The sequence below is a fragment of the Candidatus Hydrogenedentota bacterium genome, from assembly GCA_035416745.1.
Lineage (GTDB): Bacteria > Hydrogenedentota > Hydrogenedentia > Hydrogenedentales > SLHB01 > UBA2224.
This window is the reverse complement of the sequence record DAOLNV010000124.1, coordinates 1-12,429: the sequence shown is the minus strand read 5'-3', so window position 1 is coordinate 12,429 and position 12,429 is coordinate 1. Positions and strand designations below refer to the sequence as shown.

The following is a 12,429-nucleotide window of genomic DNA, read 5'->3' as shown; positions in this document are numbered from 1 at the left end:
TTTTTGCGTGGGCGTGATTATGTTGGACACTTGCGGCTGGCTGGAATCCGCGGGGGCAGGGGCGGAGGACTGAGCACCGGGCGCACCGGCTGCTGCGGGCGTTTCGACCGCGCCGGACTGGGATAGACCTCCCAAAGCGGTTCTTACGGCTTCGCGTATCGCCGGACCGCGCAGGTCTCTGGCCACGATGCGGCCTTCGGGATCCAGAAGGAACAAGTAGGGGATTCCGTCGACTCCGAATTGACTGGGTACAGGCGTTTTGGCCCAGTCGCCCAGAAGAATGTGGCGCCAATTCATGCCGTTGTCGGCAATGAATCTCTCCGCATCTGCGGGCTGAGGGTCAAGGTTAAGACCTACGATAATAATCCGCGGGTCATTCTTATACTCCTCGTAAACCGCTTTGACAGCAGGCATCTCTTCGCGGCAGGGCTCGCACCACGCGGCCCAGAAATCGAGCAGGACGTATTTGCCGCGATAGTCGGCAAGATTGAATTCGGTGCGGTAGGGGCTTTGGCTGGCGGCTTGTACGCCGTTTGGTTGGCTGTTCAATCGAATCTCGACCGGCTGGTTGCCTGTGGGCAGCCAATCGCATGTTTGCTCCTGATAGCCCGGGGCCGTGACGGTCAGTTGCCACTGCCCGGCAATCAGCCGGGGGAAAAGGAACGAACCGTCGGCGCCTGTCTTGACGCTCAACAAGGCTATGGGAATGGGGTCGAGCACCACTTCTTCGTTCTGGCTCCGGATCTGAGTCGGGTAAACGTTGGCGTTGGCAATGGGGTTGCCGTCGGGCGCGAGCACGCGGCCTGCCAACTGGGCCGAAGGCCGCAACTCGATGGACATGTGGGCGCGAGCCACGTTGTACGCGATGCGGCCCTCCGGATTGCCGGGAATTGAGTTGGGACGAACAGGCATGTCATCCACGCCGCAGGCCGTGCCAGTGAAGGCCTCGATCCCGTAGTGGCCGATGTCCAGACCGGTAAAGATGTACTTCCCCTCCGCATCGGTTTGGCCAACCCATGCACTTTTTCCGAAGAGCTCAGCGGCAACCATGGACCGGTCAGACGCATTGTTGGCAATTTCAGGCGGAAGCCGCCGCATGATGACGGTGGCGCCGGCCACGGGTTTGCCGTCGATGACGACTTCGCCGGCAATGCCGCGATCTTCATATACCTTCTTCGTAAAAGCATCCAGCGGATTGCCGAATATGTCGACCTCGCCTGTGGGGTAGATCGCGGGCACATTGGCTTGTTCCACCGGTCCGGATCTCAGGTCGCTTTGCATTACGAACACCTGGCGTGGGTTCGTGCTCGATAGCGTGTAGAAGATTCGAATGCCGCCGTCAATCGGTTGCGTGAAACGGGACATTAGATAGGGGCCGTATTCATTGCCGGTCTCGGTATTGCGATTGGGGTCGCTGAGCGCATCGTTCTTTTCGGGAGCATGCATGAACTGGCCGTATGCGTTGTCCCGCTGAGGCTCAAAGATGGTCACGCCTTCAGACCAAGGTCCCCACGGGGTATCGGCCCACCTCAGGGTGATGCCCCGCGGTTGATCCGAGTCGTACAACATGATGAACTTTTGGATTGACGGGACAAAGCCGACGGAAAAATTGCCGACGGCCGCGCTCTGGAACAAGGGAATGGCATCTGTGTCCCTCGATCTGGGGATGAACTGGCCGGCTCCGTCTATGCCGGCGAAGAAGTCCAGCCGGGGCTGTCCGGCCTGGATTTCAGCGATCCTGGCGCGGGCCAGATACACACTGCTTTTGCGGAATTCGCCGCAGCCGTAAAGGTACATCCATTCGCCCGCGGTGCAGAACGAAACGGTCTTGAACCGGCCTCCAGGCCACATGAAAATCGCGGCAAAGGTACGGCCATCATCGATCGAACTCGCCAGGATGCATCCCTGATTGACGTTGAAGACTGCGTACATAACGTCGCCGACCGAGACGCCGCCGGTTGGACGAAGTACGGTGCCTTCATTAAACCCGGCGAGGGTCGGGGGAAGCCACTTGCCATCGGGGCGTGTGCTGACGTCCAGAACCAGATTGGCCGGGTCGGTGCCGCTGGTCGAGGCCAGCACGGGATGGCTTCCAGGTTGCTCCCAGGATTCCCAAGCGGGCCCGAAGAGAAAACAGAGTTGGCCCTTATGTTCAAATGACGTGCCCAGATCGGCTGCCACGATTCCGAACCGTTTGCCGGTTTGACTGAGGGTGGGGGCGCCGGTGGCCCGGTCAACGTCGCCTGTCAGCTGGCAGACCTTCCTGGTCGAGTTGGGGACATAGGCTAGTGGACCGCATCTGATCGTGGCTTGTGCGGCTGCTTGTGGGGCCACTTGCGGGGGCACTTGTGCGGGCGTGGGCCCGGGTGCAAGCACGGGCACGGGCGCGGCCGCAGGTGCGGGTGCAGGCGCGGGTGCGGGTGCGGGTGCGGGAACGGGCGCGAAATTGCCCTGTTGAGCGACAGCGCCGGGTGAATCAGTGGCTGGTTTGACGTTGCGGGGTGTAAACACCAGCAAACCCATCAGAAAAGCCAGCGGAACCAGTGTGGCAACCGCCGTCCAAACATAACGTTTCCACATCAGACGAGCCTCCTTCTCTTCAGATAGGACTCGAAGCGCATCCCGATGACAATCAGACCGATGCCGGCGCAAACCAGGATCAATGCCCGCAGTTGGAAATCCATCTGGAATTCAAAGATGCGCCACACGGCCATCGCCGCAACAAAGAGTGTACCGGCCCAGAAAACACAGCGGTTCAACAACGTCACACCTGTCCAGGCTATGGTCGCACCAAAAACCAGAACGGCCAGATTAGCCGCCAAGATAGCGGCCAGCATCAGGCCTGTGGGAGCCGCGTTCGAGGGGCCAAGGCGCCAGCCAACCACCAAGGCGCCAGACACAATTGCCGTAACGGCCGCAAAGCCCCCTAAAAGCAGGCGCAGTTCGGCGGGCCATGCCTTGCGCAGGATTGTCCAGACCCAAAGGCCTGCCGCCACGAGAGCGGCCGCCGCCAACGGAACAAACGGCTTCAATCCATTTGCGTTTCCCGCCAGGCTCAAGTTGAAGACCTCTTGCGCATGCCACGACGACATCGCGACAAGCGGAATCACGAGAAAGGCCGTCCCGAGGCCTACGGCATTCTCACCTGCGCGCTTCCGGTAGGGACCCGAATATGACAACAATCCCCAAGGTAAAAAGAGCATGGCCATGGCCAGTGCCGCCAGGAAAAACCGGCCGACGCCTCCATCGGCAATGGCAATGGCCACGGCCGTCACACTGACGGCCACCATCGTGGCGCCAAACGCGCGCGCGGTACCCCAACCGTAACAAACGGGCACAAAGATTGCCGCCACCAGGATCGGATAACCATAAACCTGCGGTTGTAACCCACCACTGCTGAATACAAAGAATCCTTCAAGAAACCAAAGCAGACTGACGACCAGCGACAGCATAGTGATGGAGTTGCTGCGGATAACCGCGGCGACCGCAAACGAACCGAGGGCCCAGAAAAGAAACAGTATATGTTCGGGTGTGGCGCCTGGTATGCTGGCTCGCCCGGCCAGCCCCCAACTACCCGACAGCGGGATGTGGTAGATATGGCAGAGCAGCAGCAGGTCTATGCCGAACATGAGTACGCCGAGGAAGATCAGCACATGGCCCAGCTGTGGGCGGCTCCCTGAAATGCTCCGGAAGTACAGTCCGCTTCCCAAAAGGGCCATCATCGTTGTCACAATCAAGACGGCCTGCCCGTTCGGGGGTATTCGTTTCCAATTGTACACAACCAGGGTAATGATGCCGGCCGCGATGAGCATGGCCCCGACCCCGTAAACGGCCGCGAGGAATGACACACGGGCCTCCCGTTCACGGAACACCCGCCCCGTGATGAACGCCTGGATGTCTTCGGCGAGTTCCTTGGCGGACGGGTGGCGGTCTGCCGGATTCCGAGCCATGGCCCGTTCGCAGATGGCCGCCAACTCCGATGGAATTTGGCGCTCGACCTGGAGCACTGGAGCCGGCCGGCGGCTTGACACCTTGTCGAGAATATCCATCGCGCTGGTTCCCGTAAACGGCGGCTGGCCGGTGAGAACCTCGTACAGAACCGCTCCCAAGGCATATACGTCCGAACGTTCATCGACATGTTCTACATCCCCGGCCGCTTGTTCGGGGGCCATATAGGCCGCGGTCCCAAGGACGGTCCCGTCCGCGGTTTGAAAGACTGCCGCTCCCGACGGATATTCCTCGGGGGAGGCCATCTTTCCGTCCTCACCGGGAGACGCAGCGGAGGCGTGCGATTTTGCCAGCCCCCAGTCAATCACGACCGTTTCCCCGAACTCGCCCACCATGACGTTCCTGGGCTTGATGTCGCGGTGAATTACGCCCCGGCTGTGGGCAAAGGCGATGGCTTGGCACAGGTCCACGACGTGTGGCAACAGTTTCATGCGTTCGCTGGCCGTTTTGGTCTGAACCACGGCTTCGTGCAGCGTTTTGCCGCGCACGAGTTTCATTGTGTAATAGAGCGTGCCGTCGGCGCGGTGGCCCACTTCATAGACCGGGACGATCCCCGGGTGTTCGAGTTGTCCGGTGAGTTGCGCCTCGCGCAGGAAACGGGCTGAGACCTCGGCCACATGCCGCACCGGCGTATCCCCGCTCCCACGGGGCGCCGGAGGGAGTAGTTCCTTGAGCGCGATGTCGCGGCCGATTATCTGGTCGTGTACGAGCAGGATGCGCCCCATCCCGCCGCGCGAGTGTTCGCCCCGCTGTGAATATCGTCCGGGGGCCTCATCGAGGATCATGCTGTCGGCCGCGAACTCCTCGGGTTTGGGTTTCATGAGCGGGAGTTCGGTGCTTTCGAACCCTTTCCCCGTTTGCACAAACGATTCCGATATTTCGGAGATTGCCAAGCCCGCCTTGAGCAGGCATTGGGGGCACAGGCCTTCCGGGGCGTCGGCGGGAAGTGGCGACCGGCATTGGGGGCATTGCGCTTGACGGTTCATCTTGTCCCTCCAAGGCATTTCCTGGGTTGTCATTCCTTTATAGAAGGGAAACTCGCGAAAGGTTACGGAAACAACAGTGCCTTGGAGTGGCGGGATTTATTCCCGGCAGCTCAAGATGGGTCGGCAGACACTATGGAATCGACCGGGCCAGCCGCATCCCAGATTCTGATTGTATCCGGGGCTCGTCCGTTTGTTCCGCACGAAGCAGCGAGGGAACGGCCGTCCGGGCTGAAGGCGATACAATAATAGGAGGAGGACTCGAGCTGGCCAAACGTGGCGAGGGAGTCGCCGGTTTCGGGGTCCCAGATACGGATGTCCATGCCACCGGTGGCGATCCGGTTGCCGTCGGGACTGAAGGCCAGACCGTGGACCCAATGCGGATGTTTGAAAGCGGGCCGGACTTCCTGCCCGGTATCGGCGTCCCATAATCGCATTTTGGTGTCGAAACTGCACGTTGCGATTTGCTTCCCGTCGGGCCGATAGGCGATGTCAGTGATAGGTCCGTCGTGTGCCTGTACGGCGCGCAGGAGTTTGCCGGTTACCACATCCCACAGGGCAATATAGCCGTCAAACGTGCCGCCTGCCACCCGTGTGTAATCGGGATTGAACAAGAGGATGTTGACTCGCTGCCGGCTGTCTCCGCCCGGATTGAAATAGAAAGGCGTGAGCTCGTTCGGGATTTCTTCGAAACGCATCATGTAATCGCCGGTGTTTGTATCGTGGATACCCGGGACGCCTTCGTTGTCAAATCCCAATTCTTGGTTTCCGTGAGGCGAACAGCGATCAGGCATATAACGGTGGCTGTGGTCTTCAACCTTCCGGCCCGAGGCACAGTCCCAAGCAAGCACATTCTCCGCAGTCTCTACCAGCAGGAGTTTCCCATCCGGGCTGAATGCTAAGTCGCCGATGGCCGTTTCCGGGAAGCTGATGATGCGGGTCTCGTCAATCGGCTCGACGTTCCATAGCTTGATGGTGCGGTCCCGCGACGCGGATACGAGTCGTTGCCCATCCGGACTGAAATCCACGCTGAGTACAGTGTGGCTGTGTCCCCGGAACGTGGCGGTTGGGCGGCCGGTAGCCGTATCCCACAAGCGGAGCGTGGCGTCGCGCCCTGACGAGCATAGCCGCGTGCCATCCGGGTTGAAGGCCACGGCCTGCACGCCTTGGGTATGGCCGCGGAGCAGCAATCGTTCGTTGCCCGTGGCTGTGTCCCAAAGGTGGACCAATTGATCTTCTCCGCCACAAGCCAGTAGCTTGCCATCAGGACTGAACGCCACGTCAAAGACGCGACTGCCTCCAGACTCCTGAAGTGTGCGCACGGCCGCGCCCGTGGAAGCATCCCAAATCCGTACCGAGCCGTCCCAGGCCGAAGTGGCCAGCCACTGTCCATCCTTGTGGTACGCAATCGCCGCTATCAGGACATCCCCAGCAGCGGCAAATGAACCCTCCTCTTTGCCGGTGCTTGCATTTCGAAAGGAGACACGTCCTGAACACGTGCCGACTGCAATCCGCTGGCCGTTCGGGCTGAACCGGGCGCAATTGGGCTGGTCCTTCAGGTCGAGCGCCCAAATGGGGCGCCACTCCGTGACATCCCACACTTCCAGCGCGCCCACCGACCCGGTGGTGGTGAATACGATTCGGTTTCCCGTGGTGTCGTAAGCAGCCATGGATGCCTTATAGCTACTCGTTCCGCCACGTTCGTGTAGCAGCTGACCGGTCTGAGCGTCCCAGAGCCGGAGGAATGTGCCGGTGGAGATTAAGCGAAGTCCGTCCGGACTGAAAGCGGCGGACAAAGCGTCGGTCGGATACGGGGCGAGCGTCATTTGGCTTTGGTCGGCCAGGGATTTGATTCGATACCATTCCCACCCCCGCAGTTCCGCCGGGCATTGTTCGAGCAGATCCTTGAGCGTGCTGGAGTTGGTATCGAGCGCCTGTTGGGTCAGCATCATTTGGCGGCTGTACAGGCGTCTCCTGACCTCGCGCGTCTTGGCATCGGCGACGAGGCGCGCTTCTTCTGCGGCTTTGCGGCCCTGTTCGGCCTCAAGAAAGTTCTTCCGGGCACGATACCAGAGTGATGCGGAAACCACAAGCGCACCTGAGAGCAGGAGGACAAACGCCGCAGCCACGGAGACGGGCAGCCAGTGACGCCTCAGAGTCTTCCTCAAGACGTAGGCGGCGCTGTCTCGTTTGGCTTCGATGGGTTCGCCAGCCAGATAATGATTGATGTCGCGGGCCAATTCGCCCGCAGTCTGGTACCGGCGGTCGCGATCTTTGGCCAGGCATTTGAGGATGATGGTCTCTACTTCGTCGCCGATATTGTGACAGAACGCTCTTGGTTTTGCCGGCTCCTGATTGCGTATCCGCTCGAGGATATCCAGGACATTGCCGGTAACTTCGTAAGGGAAATGCCCGGTTACGACCTGAAAGAGTATCACGCCCAATGCGTAAACGTCGGTCCGGAGATCGATCATTTCCGGCCGGCCCTCGGCCTGTTCTGGCGCCGCCCACGGGGGGCTGCCCACAAACTCTCCCGTAATGGTCATCACTCCCATCTGCGATTCTCCGGCAACCTCGCCGAGGGCTACCCGTGCCAAACCAAAATCTAGCACATGGGGTTCGCCCTCAGCGTCCACGAGGATGTTGGCCGGCTTCAAGTCGCGGTGAATGATCCCGCGCAGGTGGGCGGCATTTACGGCATCACATGTTTTCGCGAACAGCCGGAGGACATCATTGATGCCCAAGAGGTGTTCCTCAACGTACTTGTCCAGCCGCTGTCCGGAAATGTAGTCCATCGTGAAATAGAAGTTGCCCGAGGCAGTCCCGCTGTCGTGTACAGACACAATATGTGGGTGGCGGATAGCCGCGAGGATGCGTACTTCGCGTTCGAATCTGGAACAATCTTGCGGTCCGGCAAAAGGACCCTCCCGCATCACCTTGATGGCGACGCGCCGCCGGGTAGTCTTGTGAATGGCCTGGTACACGACGCCCTGCCCACCGCGGTGCAATTCCTGGAGGATTTCGTAGCCCGGGATGCTGTCCCCCGCCAGAGGAGTAGTGGTTGCGGTGGCTGGCGGTTTGTCCTTGGGCTCGAGCAGGGGGGGCTGGTCCGGCAATGTCTCGCTGGATTCGCAATCAGAGCGCAGGGCCGTGTTCAAAAGGCATTGGGGGCACAGCCCGTGGAGGGCGTTGGAAGAAATCGCCGAACCACAAATCGTGCACAATGCCTCGGTGCGCATTCTTACGCCTCCGGCGGATATTCTCAATCGCTTTGGCACGTAAAAGCAACTAAACAAAGCAGGAAGTCTGTAACCACACTCCCCCTTTTCCTTCTTTAAGTGACAAGACAAGAGGAGAGTCAACATAGAACAAAAAAGGAAGGCATTCGATGTTCAAATTAAGTGCGGTAACAAACGATTTGGCCATGGCCGCGGAACAAAACCGGCTCGAACCGGGCTACGAGATGGAGAAAGAAGTCTTCCGTATCCGTCAATTTCTTTCAAGGAAAGATCGCAAGAACGTTCTAATAGTGGGAGAGCACGGCGTTGGTAAGACCAAGCTGGCCCAAGGGGTTGCCATTGCTGGCGTAAAAGGCGCTGCCGAGGAAGGTTCACGTCAGTGCAGGGTACTTGAACTGAATCTGCCGGCCCTACTGGCTATACCAAAGGAGCAGTGCCAGGATGCGATGGCTTCCCTGGTGAAGTTCCTCAAGGCGAACCCGGAGCGGGTCCTGTTTATAGACGACATCAGCCCGTTATTTTCCGCGCAAGACGACGCGAGTGTGAGAAACGTGTTGGGGTCGGCTGTTCGGACCGGCGAGATACCATGCCTCGGAACGCTGACCACGGAGGAGTATGGCAAACTGGCCGCAGCGAACGCCTTGGCGGGCGCGCATCTGGAGTTGCTGCGGCTGGAGCCGGCGTCCGAAGAGAAAACGACCGCCATTCTGGAAAAGATTCGGCCGGCGCTTGAACGCCATCATACGGTTCAGATTGGAGACGAGGCGCTTGAAGATGCAATCAGGATGACCCAACAGTACATGCCGAAACAACACCTGCCCGGCAAGGCCATAGAGGTGCTGGATCAGGCATGCGCGCGCTATAAGCTCAAGATCATTTCCCGCGACCAGTGTGCGGACCTCGTGGACTCGGGTTCGCTCAGACATTTGGGGATCAAGGTGGGCTCGCATGATGTGAAGCGCGTGGTGATGGAAATCACGGCGATCGACATCGACGTCGACCAGGCGGAGGCGTGGAGGAAACAATTGGAGCAGCGGATGAAACGGCATGTCGTCGGTCAGGACGATGCGGTTGAACAGATCGCCACCGTCATGACCAAGGTCCGGATGTCGTTCGGGAAACCAGGTCGTCCCGCGGGCGTGATGTTGCTCGCCGGCCCTACCGGTATGGGCAAGATGCACGCCGTGCGCTGCCTGACTTACCAGTTACTGGGATCGGGCGAGGACCTTACGGTTTTCAATCTGGCCAACTTCACTGCACCTGAAGACTTCCAGCGGCTTTTCGGAATAGCACCAACCCATGAAGGTAACGCCGCCAAAGGACTTTTGGCCAAGGCACGAAACGCCCCGTTTGCCATCATAGCGTTTGAAGGCATCGAACACGCCCCGCAGGCCTTCTTCGAAACATTGGCGCCAATACTAGCCTCAGGGGTCATGAAAGACCTAAATGGAGGGGAGATCGGGTTCAAGAATTGCCTGCTCGTACTGACGCTGAACATGCCATCTGCAACGGGAGGAACGCTAACCAAGGAATCCGTGGCCCAATACGTCTCCAAGGAAATCCTCGACTGCTGCAGCGCAATTATCGCTTTTCGCGGAATTGAACTTCCCGAGGTGCGCACCATCATCCGAAAAGGGCTGGAAGAACTGTATCGGACGTTGAAACCGCGCGGGATCGGATTGCGAGTGCACGACGGGGTTTATGACCTGGTAGCATCTCGGGCCTACGACCCGGATAACGGCATGGCCGGGCTTCCGGAGGTGTTGGAAGGCTTGGTGGCGAGACCGGTCAGCAACCTGGTGGAAAGCGGCAATGTCCCAAGCGGCGGGACTATCGAGGTTACCGAAAAGGGCGGCACAGTGCTCGTTCGCGTCGCCGAGTAGACGGGCAACAGAAACGCACGGCTTCCCTGTCTAACATACGATCAAACATGACCGGGGCCGGCCATGATGGCCAACGCCAGCAGCGCGATAAGACCGAGTGCCAAGAGCGGTCCCAGGACATTTCCAAGGACAAGAAGCCACTGCCGCCGCCACGCGTTGAACGCTGGGAAGAAAGCAGCAATAAGGAACACAAGACCTATTCCATAGGAGTCGATGAAACGGAGCAACTGCGTCGGATAGTGGTGGGCGCTGAAGTAGTCCGCCAGGATAAAGAACACGATGCCGACCAAGAAGGTCTCGCCTGTTCCAAGAAGAAAGACACCCGCCCCGGCCAGCAGCCGCGTGAGCTTAGACGTGCCATTGTTTTCCGGGCCTGTCTCGGTTGCGTCGTCCTTTTTCTTTCTCCGGGCCCACGCTATGCTTGCCAATATCACCACCAGCCCTGCGGCAAGGGCGGCCATCAAACCGGTCAGGAGGTGGTATTCGGACAGGATAAGAACTGCAAAGGCAGCCATGGCGGTGTTGATGCTCAGCGCACCAATAAACGCCTCCCGGGTCGTTGGGATCCGCCTTCTTCCGATGAGGGATCTCGTTTCCATCATGACCAGCCTTTCCGCGAGATCATCGCCGCGTCAGCTCGTTCCCTAGTCCTCAGAAATGAGTTTCGGATCTGGCGGGCAACGTCAATACGCCTGAGAGCGCGACAAACGCGAAGCACGGCAGGGGTCGGCTAAGGGTCCCCGCATGGAGATTTGCCGCCCGTCCGGTCCGCCGTGCATTCAGTGATCATAGTGACAACCATAAACACCAGCGCCCCAAACGCGGCCAGTGCGAAAGCCCACTTCACGCACGCATGGCCGGTTCTCATTGTCGAGTCCTCCTTTCATTCCAATCGGCGAGGCATGTCCGCGCGGCCCTTCTACCGATAGCTTTGAAGCCGTTTGACGAGCAATCTGTAGCAATCTTGTTTGGATACGGGCTTGATGCTCTGGTAATCAGGATGATGCGAGTTCTGCATGTCGACGATCACCCACTCGCCTTGGCGGTCGCAGACCACAAAGTGCACCATTCCCTGCTCCCAGTTCTGCGGGTTGAACAGGCAGTCTGCATAAAGAACGTAGTCGGCATCCACGGGATTCTTCTTCACATACTCCCTGAACTCGCGCGCGAGATCCCACAGGTTTTTCATCTCATTTGGGTCGGCGAGGGAAGCCTTAAGCAACAGGGACTGCTTGGCAGGTTCCGCCTTGAACAAACCCGCCTCATTAATCATTTTCGCGATGTCGCCGGCGCTTGCGGCGTCTTCCTGATTGCCCCCAACCCGCGCCGGGTAAACCACCAGCGTCGCCTGGGGTCCCAATTGTTTCATGGCCTTCTGGCGGTCCGGCAAAGGTGCGGTCTCTTCCTCGGGCGGCACCCCGCTCCGTTCTGCCATGATGCGTGCCATTTCACCAGGTGTGGCCGCCTTGGCGGTTTGCTCGTTGAGGCCGAATCGCGGGGCCAGGCTTTCGACCAGCGCGGTACAGCAGACGAGCAAGTCGCCATCGCCTCCCAACGCCTTCCATGCACGATCCTGCGGCGTGAGCCGCTCGCTCCAGACCAACGCGCCCGACTTGTCCACCACAATTGCGCGGATTTCGTTCACGCGTTCCCGGCCATTGAAGTCGGCGTACAGGGCATACTCCGTTGTAATCGATGCGGTCTTGATATACTCACTGAGCGAAGCTGCCACCTGTGCCGGGTCGGTTTGGGTTCCGGGCGCAAAGGCGGTTTTTCCCAGCTCGATATTCTTCAGCCCCTTCTGTTCGAGCTGCCACCCAATGGCTTCAGTCATTCGGTCAAATGGGTTTCCGCCCACCCGGGCCGGAAGGATAGTCAGCGACGCGTCCGTTCCCCGTGATTTGAGGAGATCCAGCCGTTGCTGCTGATCAGGCGTGAGCCCCGCCATTACCGCCGGCTCTGCGGCGTCCTGGGCGGGTTTGCATGCCGGCAGAATGACTGCCAGTACAAACAGCGCCATCGCTATATCGAGACGGACCTTTTCGCTCATCTCACACCGTCCTTTCCGTTTGGTGCAGCAGACCATGTTGCGCACCTCCTATACAGAAGGAATCCTGCCCAGTGGTTACTTGCGGATCATTTCCTCCACAGGCCTGCCATCGACGAAGAGGCCCGTTATCACGCCGGTGCCGCGCGAGATACGGACCGTGACATAGACCATGGAATTGCGGGCGCGTTCACGATAGATTCTCTCCGCCTCGGGCGCCGCGGCCTCCTCCATGTAGTAGCGGTCGAACGGCCAGACGATCTGGGCTT

The 12,429-nt window shown here is 59.4% G+C and carries 8 protein-coding genes; 1 reads left to right on the top strand and 7 read right to left on the bottom strand.

Annotation, left to right across the window (positions count from 1 at the left end; translation table 11 throughout):
* The 3 genes from PLJ71_21340 to PLJ71_21330 form a co-directional block, all read right to left on the bottom strand.
* Positions 1-2,580, bottom strand: a 2,580-nt coding sequence (locus PLJ71_21340; protein HQM51234.1) for a DUF4185 domain-containing protein, incomplete at its 3' end; no start/stop codon positions are given.
* Positions 2,580-4,994, bottom strand: a complete 2,415-nt coding sequence (locus tag PLJ71_21335; protein ID HQM51233.1) for a DUF2157 domain-containing protein — start codon at positions 4,992-4,994, stop codon at positions 2,580-2,582. The genes PLJ71_21340 and PLJ71_21335, both read right to left, overlap by 1 nt.
* Positions 4,995-5,104: 110 nt before the next feature.
* Complete coding sequence (locus PLJ71_21330) at positions 5,105-8,230, bottom strand: protein kinase (protein HQM51232.1); 3,126 nt, start codon at positions 8,228-8,230, stop codon at positions 5,105-5,107.
* 185 nt (positions 8,231-8,415) lie between these two features.
* On the opposite strand from PLJ71_21330, the gene PLJ71_21325 reads away from it, so the two are divergent.
* The gene (locus PLJ71_21325) at positions 8,416-10,113 is read left to right on the top strand and encodes an AAA family ATPase (GenBank protein HQM51231.1); all 1,698 of its coding nucleotides are present in this window, start codon (positions 8,416-8,418) and stop codon (positions 10,111-10,113) included.
* Between the two features lie 41 nt (positions 10,114-10,154).
* On the opposite strand, the gene PLJ71_21320 is transcribed toward PLJ71_21325, so the two are convergent.
* The 4 genes from PLJ71_21320 to PLJ71_21305 form a co-directional block, all read right to left on the bottom strand.
* Positions 10,155-10,715: a hypothetical protein gene (locus PLJ71_21320; GenBank protein HQM51230.1), complete on the bottom strand. Its 561-nt coding sequence runs from the start codon at positions 10,713-10,715 to the stop codon at positions 10,155-10,157.
* Between the two features lie 128 nt (positions 10,716-10,843).
* Entirely contained in the window at positions 10,844-10,981 is a 138-nt protein-coding gene (locus PLJ71_21315) for a hypothetical protein (GenBank protein HQM51229.1), read from the bottom strand.
* A gap of 51 nt (positions 10,982-11,032) precedes the next feature.
* Entirely contained in the window at positions 11,033-12,163 is a 1,131-nt protein-coding gene (locus tag PLJ71_21310) for a hypothetical protein (protein HQM51228.1), read from the bottom strand.
* A gap of 75 nt (positions 12,164-12,238) precedes the next feature.
* Positions 12,239-12,429: hypothetical protein (locus PLJ71_21305; GenBank protein ID HQM51227.1), on the bottom strand; the 191-nt coding region annotated here is incomplete at its 5' end.